The 19,943-nt window shown below is 42.8% G+C and carries 17 protein-coding genes; 13 read left to right on the top strand and 4 right to left on the bottom strand.

Annotated elements, in window-relative coordinates; all coding sequences use genetic code 11:
* The 6 genes from AC075L_RS17460 to galE all read left to right on the top strand — a co-directional run.
* Positions 1-1,204 (top strand): ABC transporter substrate-binding protein (locus AC075L_RS17460; protein WP_476387950.1); only part of this gene is annotated, 1,204 nt, incomplete at its 5' end.
* A 246-nt stretch (positions 1,205-1,450) separates the two neighbouring features.
* On the top strand, positions 1,451-2,356 hold the full coding sequence (locus AC075L_RS17465) for a carbohydrate ABC transporter permease (protein WP_025580677.1): 906 nt from the start codon (positions 1,451-1,453) through the stop codon (positions 2,354-2,356).
* 13 nt (positions 2,357-2,369) lie between these two features.
* Positions 2,370-3,248: a carbohydrate ABC transporter permease gene (locus tag AC075L_RS17470; protein ID WP_008705900.1), complete on the top strand. Its 879-nt coding sequence runs from the start codon at positions 2,370-2,372 to the stop codon at positions 3,246-3,248.
* Between the two features lie 311 nt (positions 3,249-3,559).
* Complete coding sequence (locus AC075L_RS17475) at positions 3,560-4,486, top strand: nucleotidyltransferase family protein (protein WP_118409296.1); 927 nt, start codon at positions 3,560-3,562, stop codon at positions 4,484-4,486.
* A gap of 4 nt (positions 4,487-4,490) precedes the next feature.
* The gene (locus AC075L_RS17480) at positions 4,491-5,591 is read left to right on the top strand and encodes a phosphotransferase enzyme family protein (RefSeq protein WP_173679498.1); all 1,101 of its coding nucleotides are present in this window, start codon (positions 4,491-4,493) and stop codon (positions 5,589-5,591) included.
* A gap of 338 nt (positions 5,592-5,929) precedes the next feature.
* A complete protein-coding gene (galE, locus tag AC075L_RS17485; protein WP_008705897.1) occupies positions 5,930-6,946 on the top strand; it encodes a UDP-glucose 4-epimerase GalE in 1,017 nt (338 codons plus the stop codon).
* 104 nt (positions 6,947-7,050) lie between these two features.
* Here galE and AC075L_RS17490 read toward each other — a convergent pair whose 3' ends face one another.
* Positions 7,051-7,275, bottom strand: coding sequence for a hypothetical protein (locus AC075L_RS17490; protein ID WP_025580177.1), 225 nt, complete (start codon positions 7,273-7,275; stop codon positions 7,051-7,053).
* A 5-nt stretch (positions 7,276-7,280) separates the two neighbouring features.
* Positions 7,281-7,523 carry a type II toxin-antitoxin system RelE family toxin gene (locus AC075L_RS17495; protein ID WP_025580176.1) on the bottom strand — a complete coding sequence of 81 codons (243 nt, stop codon included), beginning with the start codon at positions 7,521-7,523 and terminating at the stop codon, positions 7,281-7,283.
* 177 nt (positions 7,524-7,700) lie between these two features.
* Between AC075L_RS17495 and AC075L_RS17500 the strand changes: the two genes are divergently transcribed.
* The 3 genes from AC075L_RS17500 (at position 7,701) to AC075L_RS17510 (ending at position 9,857) form a co-directional block, all read left to right on the top strand.
* Positions 7,701-8,510, top strand: a complete 810-nt coding sequence (locus AC075L_RS17500) for a carbon-nitrogen hydrolase family protein (protein ID WP_476387951.1) — start codon at positions 7,701-7,703, stop codon at positions 8,508-8,510.
* A 119-nt stretch (positions 8,511-8,629) separates the two neighbouring features.
* Entirely contained in the window at positions 8,630-9,379 is a 750-nt protein-coding gene (locus AC075L_RS17505) for a glycerophosphodiester phosphodiesterase (RefSeq protein WP_118617183.1), read from the top strand.
* A 178-nt stretch (positions 9,380-9,557) separates the two neighbouring features.
* Positions 9,558-9,857 (top strand): hypothetical protein, encoded by a 300-nt coding sequence (locus AC075L_RS17510; RefSeq protein ID WP_118342136.1) that lies wholly within the window; start codon positions 9,558-9,560, stop codon positions 9,855-9,857.
* 75 nt (positions 9,858-9,932) lie between these two features.
* On the opposite strand, the gene AC075L_RS17515 is transcribed toward AC075L_RS17510, so the two are convergent.
* The gene (locus tag AC075L_RS17515; protein WP_118617189.1) at positions 9,933-11,414 is read right to left on the bottom strand and encodes a DUF1846 domain-containing protein; all 1,482 of its coding nucleotides are present in this window, start codon (positions 11,412-11,414) and stop codon (positions 9,933-9,935) included.
* A 342-nt stretch (positions 11,415-11,756) separates the two neighbouring features.
* On the opposite strand from AC075L_RS17515, the gene ftsH reads away from it, so the two are divergent.
* The 4 genes from ftsH (at position 11,757) to AC075L_RS17535 (ending at position 17,844) form a co-directional block, all read left to right on the top strand.
* The gene (gene ftsH, locus AC075L_RS17520) at positions 11,757-13,727 is read left to right on the top strand and encodes an ATP-dependent zinc metalloprotease FtsH (protein ID WP_055200959.1); all 1,971 of its coding nucleotides are present in this window, start codon (positions 11,757-11,759) and stop codon (positions 13,725-13,727) included.
* Positions 13,728-13,852: 125 nt separating this feature from the next.
* Complete coding sequence (gene uvrC, locus AC075L_RS17525) at positions 13,853-15,715, top strand: excinuclease ABC subunit UvrC (RefSeq protein ID WP_055200957.1); 1,863 nt, start codon at positions 13,853-13,855, stop codon at positions 15,713-15,715.
* A gap of 218 nt (positions 15,716-15,933) precedes the next feature.
* Positions 15,934-16,869, top strand: a complete 936-nt coding sequence (gene hprK / locus AC075L_RS17530) for an HPr(Ser) kinase/phosphatase (RefSeq protein WP_008705888.1) — start codon at positions 15,934-15,936, stop codon at positions 16,867-16,869.
* Positions 16,870-16,899: 30 nt separating this feature from the next.
* Positions 16,900-17,844 (top strand): ROK family glucokinase, encoded by a 945-nt coding sequence (locus AC075L_RS17535; RefSeq protein ID WP_022379920.1) that lies wholly within the window; start codon positions 16,900-16,902, stop codon positions 17,842-17,844.
* Between the two features lie 119 nt (positions 17,845-17,963).
* Here the strand turns inward: AC075L_RS17535 and AC075L_RS17540 are convergent.
* The coding region (locus AC075L_RS17540; RefSeq protein WP_476387952.1) for a transglycosylase domain-containing protein at positions 17,964-19,943 on the bottom strand (1,980 nt) is incomplete at its 5' end.

Here is a 19,943-nt window from a genome sequence, read left to right on the forward strand (position 1 = left end):
GGTTGGTTCACTTGCAGCACCGGCTTTCACTGTTCAGGCAGCAGATGATACATTAGTTTACTGGTCAATGTGGGAAGCTACAGAGCCACAGGGACAGGTGATTCAGGAAGCAGTTGACGCTTATACAGAACAGACAGGAGTTAAGGTAGACCTTCAGTTTAAGGGACGTACCGGAAACCGTGAAGCACTTCAGCCTGCACTGGACGGCGGCACACAGATTGATATTTTTGACGAAGATATCGACCGTGTAAACGGAATGTACGGTAAATATCTTCTGGATCTGGAAGACCTTGCGAAAGAGAATGACTATGAAGCAACTGCAAATGCAGGTCTGATGGCAGCATGCCGTGATGCCGGCGGCGGTACATTAAAAACAATTCCATATCAGCCAAACGTATTTGCTTTCTTCTATAACAAAGATCTGTTTGAGCAGGCAGGAATCACAGAAGAACCGAAGACATGGGATGAATTCAAAGATGTATGCCAGAAATTAAAAGATGCAGGAATCACACCAATGACTATGGATGATGCCTATGCAACATGTGTGATCGGATATCATCTTGCAAGACTGGTTGGCGAAGATAAAGTAAAAGAGATCGTAACTGAAGGTGAATGGGATGATCCTGCAGTTCTTCAGATGGCACAGGATATCGAAGAACTTGCATCTAACGGATATTATTCAGAGATGGTTGGTTCCAACGTATGGCCTGCAGGTCAGAACACAGAGCTTGCACTTGGAACAGCTGCAATGTATCTGAATGGCTCCTGGTTACCAAACGAAGTAAAAGAGATGGCAGGTCCTGACTTCCACTGGGGATGCTTCGCATATCCGGCACTTACAGACGGAGCAAACGGAATCGAAACAAACAACTTTGGTGCACAGGTATTTGGTATTAACAAAGATACAAAACTTGCAAAAGAAGCTTTTGATCTGATCACATTCCTTACAAAAGGTGAATACGACCAGAAACTTGCAGATGAAACTGTAGGTATCCCGGCTGATACAACAAACACAGAATGGCCGGCAATGGTTGAGTGTGCAAAACCTGTTATTGAGCAGAGCACAAACCGTTTCACATGGGCATGCGGTGTAGAATCCAACGTAGATATGACTCCGGTTATCAAAGAAAACTTCATCAAATTAATGGCAGGTTCCATTACAGCAGATGAATTTGTTTCCACTATGCAGGACGCAGCGAAATAAATAAAGAATTTATAGAGATGGTGGCATCGTATCTACGCTGCCGCCATCTGTCTTTTTGAATATCCGGGTTTCAAAGGCAAAAAGTCGTTCGTGCTTGCGCGATAAGACTTTTAGACTTGGAAACCGCCAGACATGAGGAAGTAGCGATTTACGAAGTAAATCAGCGGATTCCGAATGGCTGGAGGATTGCGGGAGCGAAGCGTAGCAATCCGTAGATATGGTATAACTTACAGAGGAGGTATTTATTTGAAGAAGAATAAAACGATGATCGTTGTATTTCTGACTCCGGCAGTTCTGCTGTTTCTGGGAATCTTTCTGTATCCGATCATCAGAACAGTGATCATGAGCTTTTTCAAGATCGACGGAGTTACAGATTCCATGGATTTATGGAAATTTGTAGGATTTGGCAACTATACAAAGCTGATGAGTACCAGCTTATTTAAGACTTCATTTTTTAACCTGTTTCGTATCTGGCTGATCGGCGGTCTGGTGGTAATGAGCCTGTCTCTTTTATTTGCAGTTATTCTTACCAGTGGAATCAGAGGAAAGAAATTTTTCCGCGCGATCATTTATATGCCAAATATTGTCAGTGCAGTAGCGCTTGCTACTATGTGGCTACAGTATGTATACAGTCCAAGATATGGCTTGTTGAAAGATCTTTTTACAGCACTGCATCTGGACAATCTGGCAAAGATTCAGTTCCTGGATAATGACCACAAATTCTGGGCACTGTTGTTTGCATATTGTTTTGGAATGGTTGGATACCATATGTTAATCTGGCTCAGCGGTATTGAGCGTATCAGCCCTGAATATTATGAGGCGGCAACCATTGACGGAGCGACCAAACCGGCACAGTTCCGTTACATGACACTTCCATTGTTAAAGGGAGTATTTAAGACAAACATTACCATGTGGTCTGTAAGCAGTGTAGGCTTTTTTGTATGGTCACAGCTTTTCTCCACAGTAACTGCAGACACACAGACAATTACCCCTTATGTTTATATGTATATGCAGATTTTTGGCGGCGGCAATACAGTTACAGAACGAAATGCAGGTCTGGGAGCTGCCATTGGTGTACTGCTCAGTGTCTGCGTAGTCATTGTATTTACAATCTGTAACAGAGTGATCAAAGATGATGATCTGGAATTCTAAGGAGGGATGAGAAATGGCAAAAGAAAAAGAGGCACGCAGACCCTTTAATCTGAAAAAAGAAGTCAAACTCCTGCCGGGATACATCATTCTGCTGCTCTGGGTAATCTTTACCATTGCGCTTCTGGGATGGGTATTCGGGGCAAGTTTTTCAACAACAGCAGAAATCTTCCAGGGAAAAGCCCTGAAGTTTGAGTCCGGGTTACATTTTGAAAACTATGCAAAAGCATGGAACGGTGCCGGAGTTGCAGGATTCTTCGGAAACTCTCTGATTTATTCAGTGATTTCCTGCACAATTCTGGTCCTGGTGTGTGCACCTGCAGCTTATGTACTGTCCAGATTTGATTTTATTGCAAATAAATTCATCCAGACCAGCTTCGTATCTGCCATGGGTGTTCCGGCAATCATGGTTGTTCTTCCTCTTTTCAGTATTATTTCCGGTATGGGAATCCTGAATAATGTGGCTGCAGGAAGAACTGTACTGATCATATTGTATGTAGGAATTAATGTACCTTATACGACCATTTTCCTGCTTACATTTTTCAGCAATATTTCCAGAACCTATGAGGAAGCGGCAGCAATCGACGGATGCCCTCCCATGCGTACTTTCTGGAAAATCATGTTTCCCATGGCACAGTCAGGAATCGTAACAGTAACAATCTTTAACTTTATTAATATCTGGAACGAGTATTTCCTGTCACTGATCTTCGCAAGCTCGGATAAGCTGAAACCTGTTGCACCCGGACTTTATGGAATGATCAACTCCATGAAATATACAGGTGACTGGGCCGGAATGTTTGCAGCAGTGATCATTGTATTCCTGCCGACATTTATTCTGTATATTTTCCTGTCTGAGAAGATCATCGGTGGTGTTACCGGTGGCATTAAGGGATAATATTAGAGGACAGCAGGACAATAACAATTGTTTGCGATGTTACTGTTCACACACCACTATCCCGCGAGGTGTTTTGGCATGAATATGCCAAAATCCCGAGACATACAAGCCAAAATTCCATTGCCGCAGGCAATCTGGAATGAATTTTGGCTACGTTACTGTGAACGGAGTGAACAGTAACGTTTGCGATTGTGAAAGGTATTATGTAACACGTTTTGACCTCGAAATCATAGTATGATAAGATGAATGTAAAAAGTTACCAGGTAATCTGAGAGTAACGAAAAACATTTAAAGAAAAGAGGAAAAAAATTATGAAGAAACCAGTATTAGTAGTTATGGCAGCAGGTATGGGAAGCCGTTACGGCGGTCTGAAACAGATCGATCCGGTGGACAAAGAGGGACACATCATCATGGATTTCTCCATTTATGATGCAGTACAGGCCGGATTCCGGAAAGTAGTATTTATTATCAAAAAAGAAAATGAGGCAGACTTCAGAAGCGCCATCGGTGACCGCCTCAGCAATCAGCTGGAAGTATCATATGTTTTCCAGAATCTTCACAATATTCCGGAAGGCTATGAAGTACCGGAAGGACGTGTGAAACCATGGGGAACCGGACATGCCGTATTAAGCTGTATCAATGAAATCGACGGACCATTCGTTGTAATCAATGCAGATGACTATTATGGAAGCCATGCATTTAAGATGGCATATGATTTCCTGACAGAGAACGAAGATACCGCAGATACTTACAGATATATGATGGTCGGCTATAAACTGGAAAATACTTTGACAGAGAATGGCCATGTGGCAAGAGGTGTGTGCGTTACAGATGAAGAAGGACATCTTCTTAAGATCAACGAGCGTACCCATATCGAAAAGCATGACGGCGGCACAGCTTATACAGAAGACGATGGAAAAACATGGACTATGCTTCCGGAAGGCAGTACAGTATCCATGAATATGTGGGGATTTTCCGCAAGTATCCTAAAAGAGCTGAAAGACAGATTCCCTAAATTCCTGGATGAGAATCTGAAAGTAAACCCGCTGAAATGCGAATATTTCCTGCCATTTGTAGTAGATGAACTTCTCGGTGAGAAGAGAGCAACTGTAAAAGTTCTGAAATCTATGGATAAATGGTATGGTGTAACCTACAAAGAAGATAAACCTGTGGTAGTAGCTGCCATTCAGAATTTAAAAGATGGAGGGCTGTATCCACAGAAATTATGGGAGGAATAATTGAGTGGAAATTAACCGGGAAATAAAGAATATCACCAGTGCATTTGTTCTGGAAGATAATCTGACAGAATGTGTTCCTTATGGAAGCGGACATATCAATGATACTTACCGACTGACTTACGGTACAGGCAAACATTATATTCTTCAGAAAATGAACAGGAGTATTTTTACCAAACCTGTGGAACTGATGGAGAATGTCAGCGGTGTTACTGCCTGGCTGAAGAAAAAGATCCAGGAAAACGGTGGAGATGTGGAGAGAGAGACTCTGAATCTTGTGATGACAAAGGATGGACTTCCTTATTATGTAGATGAGGACGGGGAATACTGGAGAGTATATTTATTCATTGAAAATGCAACATGCTATGATATGGTAAAAGATGAGGAAGATTTTTACCAGAGTGCAGTTGCTTTCGGGCATTTCCAGAGGCTGCTTGCAGACTATCCGGCAGAAACTCTTCATGAGACTATCGTAAATTTTCATAATACGGTGGACAGGCTGGATAAGTTTAAAACTGCTGTGGAAAAAGATATATGTCACAGAGCAGCAGATGTGGAAAAAGAGATTCAGTTTGTGCAGGACCGCACAGAACTGGCACATGTCCTGTGCGATATGCAGGATCAGGGAAAGCTGCCGTTGCGTGTTACACATAATGATACCAAGCTGAATAACATTATGATTGATAATGCAACGGGAAAAGCCATCTGTGTGATTGATCTTGATACTGTAATGCCGGGGCTTTCCGTAAATGATTTCGGTGATTCTATCCGCTTTGGCGCAAGTACCGGAGCAGAGGATGAGAAAGACCTGACGAAGGTGTCCTGCGATCTTCACTTGTATGAAGTTTATGTCAAAGGTTTCATTGAAGGTTGTGGCGGTGCACTGACTGAGACAGAACTGGATATGCTTCCCATGGGAGCAATCCTTATGACCTTTGAATGTGGAATGCGTTTCCTCACAGACTATCTGGAGGGAGATCATTATTTCAAGATTCACAGAGAGGGACATAATCTGGATCGTTGCAGAACACAGTTCAAACTGGTGAAAGACATGGAAGAAAAACTTTCCCGGATGAAAGAGATTGTAAATAAGTATAAACAGGTATAAAAAAATGTACATGTCCATAAAGACTTGTGTTTATGAACTGATTCGGATAGAATTATCCTGCGGGGATATGAGAAAAATCATATTTTCGCAGGATTTTCTACAATACATGATGTGCCAGGAAACGGTATTTTACAGTTCTGAATATAGGGTGCTGTAAAATACAGAGGTAAATTTTGCAGATGTGAAACAGGATATCCGCAGAATTTTATAGATTACACTCAGAATTATCAAGGATATTTCTGATACTGTGAACTAATATAGGTATTGTTGAAAGAGAAAAAAACAGAAATTGCAAAAAACAGGTATTGTAGCAGGAAGACAGGTTAGGAGGAATTATTATGGCAATTTTAGTTACAGGTGGAGCAGGCTATATTGGAAGCCATACAGTTGTAGAATTGCAGAATGCAGGATATGATGTTGTAGTTCTGGATAACTTAAGCAATGCAAGTGAGAAATCTCTGGAAAGAGTTTCCAAAATCACAGGCAAACCAGTGAAATTCTACAAAGCAGACATCCTGGACCGCGATGCTTTAAATGAAGTTTTTGATAAAGAAGATATTGATTCCTGTATTCATTTCGCAGGTCTGAAAGCAGTTGGAGAATCCGTTGCCAAACCCTGGGAATATTACGAAAATAACATTGCAGGAACCTTAACACTGGTAGATGTCATGAGAAAACATAATGTAAAGAACATTATCTTCTCCTCATCTGCAACTGTATACGGAGACCCGGCAATCATCCCGATCACAGAAGAGTGCCCGAAAGGACAGTGCACAAATCCATATGGATGGACAAAATCCATGCTTGAGCAGATCCTGACCGACATTCAGAAAGCAGATCCGGAATGGAACGTAGTTCTTCTCCGTTACTTTAACCCGATCGGTGCTCACAAGAGCGGAACTATCGGAGAGAATCCAAACGGAATCCCGAACAACCTGATGCCATATATCACACAGGTTGCAGTAGGTAAACTGAAAGAACTTGGGGTATTCGGAAATGATTATGATACTCCGGACGGAACAGGTGTGAGAGATTACATTCACGTAGTTGACCTTGCAAAGGGACATGTAAAAGCTCTTAAGAAAATCGAAGATAATTCCGGATTAAGTATCTACAACCTTGGTACAGGAAAAGGCTACAGTGTTCTTGATATTGTGAAGAATTTTGAAGCTGCTACAGGTGTTAAAATTCCATATGTGATCAAGCCACGTCGTCCAGGCGATATCGCAACCTGCTATTCCGATGCTTCCAAAGCAGAGAGAGAACTGGGATGGAAAGCCGAAAACGGTATTAAAGAAATGTGTGCAGACTCCTGGAGATGGCAGTCCAATAACCCGAATGGTTATGAAGAATAATTAATTAAATCAACTGAATACAGGTGCATTTAGCAACTTACCTGCGGAAAATCAATATCCCCCACACATGGAAGGAATGTTCATGCGTGGGGGATGTTTTTAAATTATAATCCTAGTTCTCTTTTCAGATTTTCAGCAGAGATGGATGGTTGATAATCAGGCTCGCCAGCTTCATATCGGCGTAGTGCTTCCAATTCTTCTGGGTCTGGTTCTATTTCTTCAACGTCGGACAAAATAAATGATGCCTGAATTAAGTTCCAGACTTTTTCAGCCTCTTCTTCGCTCATAATTGTAACTGCACCTATAATTCTTTCTTTTACATTAGACATGATACTCACACTCCTTTATATATTTGTCCGCGATTTCCCACATCTATGATATCAACAACGAATCCATTGACATCGAATAGTACTCTGTAATTTCCAACACGAAGTCGATAGCCGGAGATACCTTGTAATTTTTTGATATTTCCCTCTAATGGTAATTTGCTGATAGCAGTAAATAGTCGATACTGTGTTGTTTTATCTTGCTTTCGTAAAAATTTTTCAGCCTTTTTAGAATATGTGATTTGAAACAAAGAAATGCTCCTTTTCCGGGGTTTCCGGGATATTTAGAATTTTTATCTTTGGTAGAAGCAGATATGTTTCGGCTTGTTTTTAATATAGCATATAAAAATATTGGAAGCAACTTTAATGTAGGATTGGCGATGTGATTTTTTTCGGCTATAATAGATAAAAGAAAGGAGAGGACGCATATGAAAGTAGCAGCAATTCAGATGCCCACAGTAAAAGATAAAATACAAAATATCCGTACTGCCGGCACTTATATAGAAAAAATAAAGGCAGAAAATCCGGACTTTGTAATCCTTCCGGAGATGTTCTGTTGTCCGTATCAGACCGAAAACTTCCCAATTTATGCAGAAAAAGAAGGTGGTCCATCCTGGCAGGCAATGTCTGATTATGCCAGAAAGTATCATATTTATCTGATCGCAGGTTCCATGCCGGAAGCAGATGATGTGGGAAAGGTTTACAACACTTCTTATATTTTTGACAGAGATGGAAAACAGATTGGCAAGCACAGAAAAGCTCATCTCTTTGATATCAATGTAAAAAATGGCCAGTACTTTAAAGAATCAGATACTCTGACTTCGGGAGATCATGCCACAGTATTTGATACTGAATTTGGGAAAATGGGTGTCATGATCTGCTACGACATCCGCTTCCCGGAGTTTGCCCGCACAATTGTACTGGACGGTGCAAGGATGATTTTCGTCCCGGCAGCATTTAATATGACCACAGGTCCGGCACACTGGGAACTGACTTTTCGTGCAAGAGCCCTTGACAATCAGATCTACATGCTTGGATGTGCTCCTGCCAGAGATACACAGGCAGGATATATTTCCTGGGGACATTCTATTGTAACAAATCCATGGGGAAAGGTTATGAAACAGTTGGATGAGAAAGAGGGCATTTTAATAGAAGAAATAGATTTGGACCGGGAAGACCAGATCAGAGAGCAGCTTCCATTATTAAAACACCGCAAATCTGAAATGTACCATTTATAGGAGAACACATTTTTTTCGCAGACTGACCATAGATCAAACATATTTATTAGATATAGTAATACCATTAACAAAAACAAAAGAAACAGAGAAAATTCAAAATAGAAAGAACAGAGAGGCATATGGAAATGACAGAAACAACAAAGAGAACAACAAAAGTATGGGCACACAGGGGTGCCAGCGGATACAGACCGGAGAACACTCTGGAAGCATTTGAACTTGCCATCAGACAGGGCGCAGACGGAATCGAAATGGATGTACATACTTCCGCAGACGGCGAACTCATCGTTATGCACGACGAAAACGTAGACCGCGTCACAGACGGAACCGGACTGATCAAAGATATGACACTGGCTCAATTGAAAGAATTAAAAGTCAGTACACCCGCAGAACCATCAGGAATTTATCACATTCCAACTCTGGCAGAAGTACTGGAGCTCATGCGCACCACAGACATGATGGTAAACATTGAACTAAAGAACAGCATCTGCTTCTATCCGGGAATGGAAGGGAAAATCCTGAAACTGGTAAAAGAAATGAACATGGAAGACCAGCTGATCTATTCCTCCTTTAACCATTACAGCCTGTTACAGTTAAAACAGCTGAATGACCATGTACAGACCGGAATCCTTTTCAGTGACGGATGGGTAAATCCAGCCATGTACGCTAAAAATCTCGGAATCAACGCCGTACACCCGGCAGTTTACCACCTGAAATACCCACAGTTCATGGAAGAAGTTAAACGTGCCGGCCTGAAAATGCACGTATGGACCGCCAACAAACCAGAACATATCCAGCTTGTAAAAGATGCAGGCGCAGAAGCCGTCATCACCAATTATCCGGACAGAGCATTAGAGATTGTAAATAGTTAAGAGGATAAAATCATCCACTTCAGTATTTTCTTGATTCAATCAAATAAAGATATTGACAGATGCGCCTGACAATGATAATTTAAAGATAAATAGAGGGTAAATGAAGAAATTTCTGACAAAATCTAAGACGTGAGACATAGGTGAGGTGTCCTATATCTGATGAAGAGGAGGAATGAGTATGCAGTGGAATACAAATGCATTTGTTGGTACAATACTTGTTGTTTCTTTGATTATTATCAGTATCGTAAAACCAGGCGGTATTATTGAAGAAAAAATTACTTCCAATGGAAAACTTGATGCAAGAAAAGCATACAATACCCTTGGAATCAGCATGACGATATGCCTTTTAAATGGCGGATTAATATTGTATGCTGGTGATCAGCGCCCGATTTTATTAATCCTCGCAATTATCATTTTTGCGTTGGATATTTTCCTTACGATTAGATATGTAAACAGTGGAAGAATAGACAGAAAATAGTATAATAAAAATCTCCTCCTGTTCATATGAAATAATCATATGTTCAGAGAGGAGATTTTTTATGCTATTGTGAAATTATTTCTGCAGCTTCTTAGCATGCTCAGATTTCGGCTCGCAAGTAAGCTCTACGCCCAGCTTACGGAACTCCAGAATATCCACCTGAGACAGCAGCACAGAAGTATGAACCTGGCAGCCTTTTAAGTTCGGGATCTGCTGAAGGGCAAGCTTCGCATCTTCGTTGTCAGCGGCACTGATGGAAAGTGCGATCAGAGTCTCATCAGAATGCAGTCTCGGGTTCTTGCTTCCGAGATATTCGGTCTTGAGTGTCTGGATTGGTCTTAAAGCTTCAGGAGAAATAACATGTTTGCTGTGATCAATTCCGGCAAGTTCTTTCAGTGCATTCAGGATCAGGGCAGAGGATGCGCCAAGCAGGTCGGAAGTCTTTCCTGTGATAATGCGTCCGTCATTGAGTTCCATGGCGGCAGCAGGAGCACCGGTTTCTTCCTCACGCTGTAATGCGGCAGTAACAACCTTACGGTCTTCTTTGCTGACGTGTGCCTGTTTCAGCAGAAGCTCAATCTTATAAACTTCTTCTTCGCGGCCTGTTCCGCGAACCAGAGCTTCCATGCTCTTATAATATCTGCGGATGATCTCCTGACGTGCAGCTTCCTTGCAGACTTCATCATCAACGATGCAGTTACCGGCCATATTAACGCCCATATCTGTGGGAGATTTGTAAGGGCACTCGCCCATGATCTTTTCAAACATAGCCTGAAGAACAGGGAAAACTTCAACGTCACGGTTGTAGTTAATAGTAGTCTCACCATATGCTTCCAGATGGAACGGGTCGATCATGTTCACATCATTTAAGTCAGCAGTAGCTGCTTCATATGCCAGATTTACCGGATGCTTCAGCGGGATATTCCAGATTGGGAAAGTTTCAAATTTGGCATATCCTGCCTTGACACCGCGCTTGTATTCATGGTAAAGCTGAGAAAGGCAGGCGGCCATTTTTCCGCTTCCAGGTCCTGGAGCAGTGATGACAACCAGTGGTCTTGTTGTTTCGATATAATCGTTCTTGCCATATCCCTCATCACTTACAATAAAGGAAGTATTATTCGGATAACCCGGGATCAGATAAAGCACGTATACTTTGATTCCAAGCTTCTCCAGACGTTTCTTAAACGCATCTGCGCTTTCCTGTCCGGAATACTGGGTGATGCAGACACTTCCTACATAAAGTCCGCGCTCTGTAAAGACTTCCATAAGGCGGAGTACATCTTCATCATAAGTGATACCCAGGTCACCTCTGACTTTATTTTTATCAATATCAGCGGCGCTGATTACAATAACGATCTCTGCCTGATCAGAAAGTTGCATCAGCATACGCAGTTTGCTGTCCGGCTCAAATCCCGGAAGAACTCTGGAAGCATGGTAGTCATCAAAAAGCTTGCCGCCAAATTCCAGATAAAGTTTGTTTCCAAACTGGTTAATACGTTCCCGAATATGTTCGGACTGCATTTTCAGATACTTGTCGTTGTCAAATCCTATCTTCATTTGTTCATTTCCTTTCCTCATCACATTTTTAGCACTGCCCATTTGGAATATCCCGGGACATACAGCGCAAATTTATGCGGTCAGCATAAATTCTGTGTATTGCGGAGTGCATTACCGGGAACAAAGTGAGCAGTAATCAGTTTGTCAATAGTATACTACAAAAAGAACGGTTTGTAACAGAGAAATTTAGAAAAATACAAATAAATTTTGTTACTGCTGAAAAAACACAGATTCTGTTTTCAGTAACAGAAATCCGGATATAACGTAAATTTCACAATCTCGCAGTTGATTTATAGAATAATTCTCTTTATAATAAGAACGATAACGTTTAGGAGGAATGAAATGGATAATCATATGGATAACAATCCGAATGGCAATCGTCCTGATAATAATAAAGGTCCGGGCAGACAGGGCCCGAACAAGAATCATCAGTCGATACTGGCCTTTCTGGTATGCCTCCTGGTAACTCTGGTATGTTTCGCCATGTTTACCAATATGCTCAAGGATAATTCGAGTGAGATCACTTATGATAAATTTATTGAGATGGTAGATGATGGAGATGTGAAAGAGGTTACGCTTCAGTCAAATACACTGACGATCACGCCGAAACATCAGTCATCAGGATTTTCAGAAGAAGTTTATTATGCCAATCAGATGGAGTCAGTAGATAAGCTGACAGAGAGACTTGAAGGAACAGGAATCAAGTTTGAGTATAAGAAGCCGGATGCAGCGGGAGAGATTATCTCCATGCTTGTAAGTGTGCTCCTGCCGACGATTGTGCTTTTTGTACTGTTGATGGTATTTATGCGCCGCATGAATAAGGGCGGCGGAATGATGGGAGTCGGTAAGAGCCGCGCGAAAGCCTACATTCAGAAGGATACGGGGATTACCTTTAAGGATGTGGCAGGGCAGGATGAGGCTAAGGAATCATTGCAGGAGGTGGTGGATTTCCTGCATAATCCCGGCAAATATACCACCATCGGAGCGAAGCTGCCGAAAGGAGCTTTGCTTGTAGGACCTCCGGGAACCGGTAAAACACTTCTGGCAAAGGCAGTAGCAGGAGAGGCACATGTGCCGTTTTTCTCCCTGTCAGGTTCTGAGTTTGTGGAGATGTTTGTAGGTGTGGGTGCATCACGTGTCCGCGATCTCTTTGAGGAAGCAAAGAAGAATGCACCATGTATCATTTTTATTGATGAGATTGATGCAATCGGAAAGAGCCGAGATTCTCATTATGGCGGCGGCAATGATGAGCGTGAGCAGACCCTGAACCAGCTTCTTGCGGAAATGGACGGATTTGACACTTCAAAGGGACTTCTGATCCTGGCTGCTACCAACCGTCCGGAGGTTCTTGATCCGGCACTTCTTCGTCCGGGACGTTTTGACAGACGTGTCATTGTGGACAGACCGGATTTGAAGGGAAGAATCGAGATCCTGAAGGTTCATGCAAGAAATGTACATCTGGATGAGACTGTTGATTTTGAGAACATTGCACTTGCAACTTCCGGGGCAGTGGGTTCGGATCTGGCTAATATGATCAACGAGGCTGCTATCCTTGCTGTTAAGAGTGGACGCAGCGCAGTATCCCAGAAAGATCTTCTCGAAGCTGTTGAAGTAGTTCTGGTAGGTAAAGAGAAGAAGGACAGAATCCTCAGTGCACAGGAGCGCAGGATCGTATCCTATCATGAGGTAGGACATGCACTGGTAAGCGCCCTGCAGAAAGATGCAGAGCCTGTACAGAAGATTACTATTGTGCCGAGAACTATGGGGGCACTTGGTTATGTAATGCAGGTACCTGAGGAGGAGAAATATCTCAATACCAAGAAGGAACTGGAAGCAATGCTGGTGGGATATCTTGGCGGACGTGCAGCAGAGGAACTGGTATTTGACACTGTCACAACCGGGGCGGCCAATGATATTGAGCAGGCTACCAAAGTGGCAAGAGCCATGATCACACAATACGGTATGTCTGATAAATTCGGACTTATGGGTCTGGCTACACAGGAGAGCCAGTATCTCAGCGGAAGAGCAGTGTTAAACTGTGGCGATGACACTGCCACAGAGGTTGACCATGAGGTAATGGTACTTCTCCATAATTCCTATGAGGAAGCCAAGAGACTGATCGGCAGCCACAGAGAAGCACTTGATAAGATTGCTGCTTATCTGATCCGCAGGGAAACCATTACAGGTAAGGAATTTATGAAGATTTTCCATGCGGTAGAGCGTGGAATCGAGATTCCGGAAAATCTGGATGATCTGGTAATTCCGGAGGAAAAACAGAATACAGTAACGCTGGATAAGCCAGAGATTCAGTGATACAATAACAGAGTCGGAAACGAAATAATTTCCGGCTCTGTTTTCGTATCGCAGGAAGTTACGCTGTAATATCTCATGGATACGAAAAGCATTCAGGGCAGGATTTTTTGTATAGAGGAGAGTTTATGTTTCAGATAGAAGAAGAACTGAAAAAACTTCCGGGCAAGCCGGGGGTTTACATTATGCATGGGGAGAAGGACGAGATCATCTATGTTGGAAAAGCCGTCAGTCTGAAAAACAGGGTGCGTCAGTATTTCCAGAGCAGCAGAAATAAGGGCGCAAAGATTGAACAGATGGTTACTCATATTACCAGATTTGAGTATATTATCACAGATTCGGAATTGGAAGCCCTTGTGTTGGAGTGTAATCTGATCAAGGAGCACAGACCGAAATATAATACCATGCTCAAAGATGATAAGAGTTATCCGTTTATCAAAGTCACAGTAAATGAGGAATATCCCAGAGTCCTTTTTGCCAGAAGAATGAAGAAAGACAAGGCGAAATATTTCGGACCATATACAAGTGCCGGTGCTGTAAAAGATGTGATCGAGCTTGTGCGAAAACTTTATAAGGTGCGATCCTGTAATCGGGTATTGCCAAGAGATTGTGGGAAGGACCGTCCATGTCTGTACTATCACATGAAACAGTGCAGTGCGCCATGCCAGGGCTATGTGAGTTCAGAAGAATATAAGAAAAATATCGCAGAACTGCTGAAATTTCTCAATGGAGACTTTAAGGATACGATTGATATGCTTACCGACAAAATGATGGCAGCTTCCGAAGAAATGCGTTTCGAGGATGCCATGGAATACCGGGATCTGATCCGCAGTATCCAGAAGATCGGAGAACGTCAGAAAATTACAGGTTACGGAGAGGAAGATAAGGATATCATCGCAGTTGCCATGGATGAAAGCCTCGATCTGCGGGAGCAGGATGCTGTTGTACAGGTATTCTTTGTCCGGGGAGGCAAACTGATCGGGCGGGAGCATTTCTATCTGCGTGTGGCGCGTGGCGATACAAAGGCTCAGGTATTATCCAGCTTTATGAAGCAATTTTATGCCGGAACTCCGTTTATCCCACGTGAGATTATGCTGCAAAAAGAAATCGAAGATGCCAAGATCATAGAGGAATGGCTTACAGATCGAAGAAAACAGCGAGTCTATATCAGGGTACCGAAGAAAGGTACGAAAGAGAAGCTGGTAGAGCTGGCAGAAGAGAATGCAAAGATGGTTCTGGATAAAGACAGAGAGCGTATCAAACGTGAAGAAGGAAGAACCATCGGAGCAGTTCATGAAGTGGAAGAGTGGCTTGGACTGTCGGGGATCAGGCGTATGGAAGCTTATGATATTTCCAATATCAGTGGTTTTGAATCTGTAGGCTCCATGGTTGTCTATGAGAAAGGAAAGCCAAAGCGCAGTGATTACCGCAAATTTAAGATAAAGTGGGTGCAGGGACCGAACGACTATGCAAGCATGGAAGAAGTACTTACCAGACGATTTACTCATGAGGGAAAAGATGAGTTTGACAGCTTTTCTATTATGCCGGATCTGATCCTGATGGATGGTGGAAGAGGACAAGTGAATATTGCGTTAAAAGTTCTGGATAATCTGGGAATAGAGATTCCTGTCTGTGGTATGGTCAAGGATGACCATCACAGAACCAGAGGATTGTATTACAATAATCTTGAAATTCCCATTGATACAGACAGCGAAGGTTTCCGCCTGATCACCAGAATTCAGGATGAGGCGCACCGCTTTGCCATTGAATTTCACCGATCTCTGAGAAGTAAAGATCAGGTACATTCTCTGTTGGATGATATCCCTGGTATCGGTGAAACCAGGCGGAAAGCATTGATGCGGAAATTTAAGTCTGTTGAGAATATCAGAGATGCATCACTGGAAGAACTTACAGAGACAGAAAGCATGAATGCAGGAAGTGCACAGAAAGTCTATGAATTTTTTCATGGAGCTGGTGAGAAAAAAATATAAAATATGTAAAAATATTCGGGGGTTCTTCTACATATTACCCAAAGACTCTCGTTTTTTGTAATTGAAGTTGTATATAGTGATGTGATATAATAAAAAAGACGTGAAATTTACTATGAAAGTTCCGGACGACAGCTATAAATGAGTTATGTCTGTATGAACAGGTTTTGAGATAGCGGACAGACCGGGCTTTCAGATTTTGAACTGAAAAGGAGAAATAAATGAAGGGTGTACAGTTGACAAAATTAGTTCAGGAACTGGGACTTCACAACCTGACTCCTGAAATTGATCTGTCTGAGATTGTGATCAAGACAGCGGAGATCAACAGACCGGCATTGCAGCTGACAGGATATCTGGAGCATTTTGCAAATGAACGGGTACAGATCATCGGATATGTAGAGTATACTTATCTGATGCAGCTCAGTGATGAGGAACGGAAATTTAAATATGAAAGATTTATTTCCAGCAAGATTCCCTGTGTAATTTTCAGTACAATGACAAGACCATCACAGGATATGATCGATCTGGCAGTTAAATATAATGTTCCGACTTTCGTGACAGAGCGTACAACTTCCAGTTTTATGGCTGAGATTATCCGCTGGCTGGGTGTACAGCTGGCACCATGTATTTCCATCCATGGTGTGCTTGTGGATGTATATGGTGAAGGTGTCCTGATCACAGGTGAGAGCGGAATTGGCAAGAGTGAGGCTGCGCTGGAACTGATCAAACGAGGACATCGTCTTGTCAGTGATGATGTTGTAGAACTTCGTAAAGTCAGTGATGTGACGCTGGTGGGTTCGGCACCGGATATCACAAGACATTTCATTGAACTTCGTGGTATTGGTATTATCGATGTCAAAACTCTGTTTGGTGTTGAGAGCGTTAAGGATACACAGTCTGTGGATCTGGTTATCAAACTGGAAGAGTGGGACAGAGACAAAGAATATGACCGTCTCGGCCTGCATGAGGAATATACAGAGTATCTTGGAAATAAGATTGTATGCCATTCTCTGCCTATCCGTCCGGGACGTAATCTGGCTATTATCGTTGAATCTGCGGCAGTTAACCACAGACAGAAGAAGATGGGATACAATGCAGCGGAAGAGCTGTACAAACGTGTTCAGGCAAATCTTGCAAAGAAACGTGAAGAAAAATAATTTAAAGTAATTTGGAGGATATCAGATATTATGGGAAAGTATTGTTTTGGAATTGACGTTGGTGGTACATCTGTAAAATGTGGACTCTTTCAGACAGACGGAGTCTTAGTTGAGAAATGGGAAATTCCTACACGTAAGGAGAACAGTGGAGAAGCAATCCTGCCGGATATTGCAAAGACAATCCTTGACAAGATCGCAGAGCGTAAGCTGGATAAAGAAGAAATCGACGGTGTGGGAATCGGGGTACCGGGACCTGTTAACGAGAGAGGGGAAGTGCCATGTGCGGTAAACCTTTTCTGGGGCTTTAAAGAAGTTACTAAGGAACTGACAGAACTGACAGGACTTCCGTCCAAAGCAGGAAACGATGCCAATGTAGCAGCACTTGGCGAAGCATGGAAAGGCGCAGCAGCAGGAGCTAAGAACGTTATTCTTGTAACTCTTGGAACAGGTGTCGGCGGTGGAATCATCGTTGATGGAAAGATTGTTGGCGGTGCTCATGGTGCAGGTGGAGAAATCGGTCATGCAGCAGTTGACCATGAAGAAAAGGAAGCCTGCAACTGTGGTAACTGTGGATGTCTGGAGCAGTATGCGTCTGCAACAGGTATCGTTCGCGTGGCACAGAGAACTCTGGCTGCTACAGATGAGCAGACTGTTCTTCGCAAATTTACAAAACTTTCAGCAAAGAATGTTCTGGATGCTTTTAAAGAGGGCGACAAAGTAGCCTGCGATGTTATGGCACAGGTAGGAGAAATGCTTGGTGGAACACTTGCCATGTTTGCATGTGTGACAGATCCGGAAGCCATCGTTATCGGCGGTGGTGTTTCCAAAGCCGGACAGCCATTGATCGACTGTATTCAGAAATACTATGAGAAATATGCTTTTACAGCATGCAAGAAAACACCGATCATTCTTGCAACTCTCGGAAATGATGCAGGTATTTACGGATCTGCGCGTATGGTTATTAAAGAAGTATAATATCTGAGAATCAATTTTGAAAATATATAAAAAATCCACAGTCCTGAGTTGACAGGACTGTGGATTTTTTGCAGTACAGGAACATCATTCGGAGGTGCTCCTGTACCGGTATTTTTGCCTTAATAATAGTCGACCTGATAAGAGGAATCATCCTCGTTACCGTCACCGTTGTCATCGCTCCCGCCGGTATTATCAGTACCATCGTCACCGCTGTTACCGTTATCATCAGTATTGTTACTGTCACCACTGTTGTCGGTATCTCCATTATCAGAGCTTTCGCTGTTATCAGTGTCAGTGGTGTTGTCAGTCTGATCAGAGGAATCTGTATCATAATTATAGTCATAATCATCACTGTCATAGAAATGCTGGTCACAGTATTCAGTAGGCATGGTACCTACGTCAAAGTATTCAGTGATCACCGGACAGCCGGCTCTTGGAAGAAGTCCGGTTTCCTCGCAGACACTTAACTTTTCTACACTTGCAGGCTTCTCGAATTCTTTGGAAGGAAGTCCCTCATGGATACGAGTCATAACCTTTTTCCATAAAGCTTTGTGGAAGTTACGCGCATAATCAGGTAATTTCTCATTGTTGTCATAACCGGACCATACTGCGCATGTATAATATGGTGTATAACCCACAAACCACAAGTCGTTATAGGCTTCGGTTGTACCTGTTTTTCCGGCAACAGGCATATTGTCAAGCTGGCAGGCTGTACCTGTACCCTGTTTTACAACATCCTCCATTGCACTGGTGAGAAGAAAAGCAGTACTTTCTTTGATTACGGAACGTTCGGCAGCAGTATTCTCGATCAGGACGTTTCCGTTGTGATCCAGAATTTTTGTGTAATAAATTGGCTTGATATAATTTCCGCCATTTGCGATGGCTGCATAGGATGCACACAGTTCAACATTTGTGACACCGCGGGTGATGCCGCCAAGCGCAGTGGCAAGGTTTGCATCGCTCCATACATTACCATTGGCATCTTTGTCAGCCTCTGTTCCATGAGCAAGGGTTGTAAAACCAAAGTTGTCCAGATATTTCAATCCAAGATCAGGAGTTACTTTTTCCAGACACTTGACGGCTACAACGTTAATGGAATTCTGGATCGCAGTACGGATCGTGGTTGTTCCGTTGTAAGAACGGGTTGCGTTGTTTACAGGGGAACCATCCGGATATTCATAAGGTTCGTCTTCAAATGTTGTTGCAAGAGTCATGCCTTTTTCATTTAAAGCAGGTGCATAAGTGGACACGATCTTAAAGGTAGAACCAGGCTGTCTGGTAGTGTCCGTTGCCCGGTTCAGTGTAAGACTTGCCGTTTTCTCTCCACGACCACCGATCAGAGCTTTTACATAGCCGGTATGCTGGTCGATCACACTCATGGAAGACTGTGGCTGAGGTGCGAAATTGACACGCTCTGCAAGAACTTTACTTCCGTTGGCGAGTATGCTTGCCTTATATTTGTCTACATAAGTCTGTCCATCTTCCGGGGAATCGAACAGAAGATCGAAATCGGGATCCTCATTCTGAAAATAAAGCTGCAGCATTTCCTTACTGTAGTTTACCTGATTTCCATCAGGATCGGTAACCGTCAGGGCATAGTCAAGTTCATACTGGACAGTGTCCGGATAATTGGAAGGATCTGCATATTCCTCATCCAGGATATTCTGGATTTTGGAATCCTGTGTTGTATATACTTTAAGTCCGCCGCTGTAGAGAAGATTGGTTGCCTGTTTTTTGGTGTAACCTTTGATATTCATCAGGTCGTTGATGATCTGATCTGTCAGTTCATCTTCAAAATATGTGTAAACAGTATTATCAGTGCTGGAGTTCTTTTCCTGAGCGGCCTGGATACGGGAATAAATATCATCTGCAAGAGCTTCATCATACTGATCCTGAGTAATATAGTTCTGATCCAGCATATGCTGGAGAACTTCCTTGCGTCTCTTCCTGTTGCTGTCAGGATTGATGATCGGGTTAAATTTCGTCGGGTTCTGTGTGATGCCTGCCAGAGTTGCACATTCAGAAAGATTCAGATCCCATACATCCTTGTCAAAATACTGTCGTGCGGCAGCCTGTACACCGTAGGAACCGGCACCCAG

Source organism: Blautia sp. ZXY-1-B12, from assembly GCF_056339915.1.

What these genes read in the sequence shown, in the direction of transcription:
- AC075L_RS17470 (WP_008705900.1), top strand. Translation starts at nt 2,370, where the DNA reads ATGGCAAAAGAAAAAGAGGCACGCAGACCCTTTAATCTGAAAAAAGAA.
- AC075L_RS17475 (WP_118409296.1), top strand. Translation starts at nt 3,560, where the DNA reads ATGAAGAAACCAGTATTAGTAGTTATGGCAGCAGGTATGGGAAGCCGT.
- galE (WP_008705897.1), top strand. Translation starts at nt 5,930, where the DNA reads ATGGCAATTTTAGTTACAGGTGGAGCAGGCTATATTGGAAGCCATACA.
- AC075L_RS17490 (WP_025580177.1), bottom strand. Translation starts at nt 7,275, where the DNA reads ATGTCTAATGTAAAAGAAAGAATTATAGGTGCAGTTACAATTATGAGC.
- AC075L_RS17500 (WP_476387951.1), top strand. Translation starts at nt 7,701, where the DNA reads ATGAAAGTAGCAGCAATTCAGATGCCCACAGTAAAAGATAAAATACAA.
- AC075L_RS17505 (WP_118617183.1), top strand. Translation starts at nt 8,630, where the DNA reads ATGGAAATGACAGAAACAACAAAGAGAACAACAAAAGTATGGGCACAC.
- AC075L_RS17510 (WP_118342136.1), top strand. Translation starts at nt 9,558, where the DNA reads ATGCAGTGGAATACAAATGCATTTGTTGGTACAATACTTGTTGTTTCT.
- AC075L_RS17515 (WP_118617189.1), bottom strand. Translation starts at nt 11,414, where the DNA reads ATGAAGATAGGATTTGACAACGACAAGTATCTGAAAATGCAGTCCGAA.
- ftsH (WP_055200959.1), top strand. Translation starts at nt 11,757, where the DNA reads ATGGATAATCATATGGATAACAATCCGAATGGCAATCGTCCTGATAAT.
- uvrC (WP_055200957.1), top strand. Translation starts at nt 13,853, where the DNA reads ATGTTTCAGATAGAAGAAGAACTGAAAAAACTTCCGGGCAAGCCGGGG.
- hprK (WP_008705888.1), top strand. Translation starts at nt 15,934, where the DNA reads ATGAAGGGTGTACAGTTGACAAAATTAGTTCAGGAACTGGGACTTCAC.
- AC075L_RS17535 (WP_022379920.1), top strand. Translation starts at nt 16,900, where the DNA reads ATGGGAAAGTATTGTTTTGGAATTGACGTTGGTGGTACATCTGTAAAA.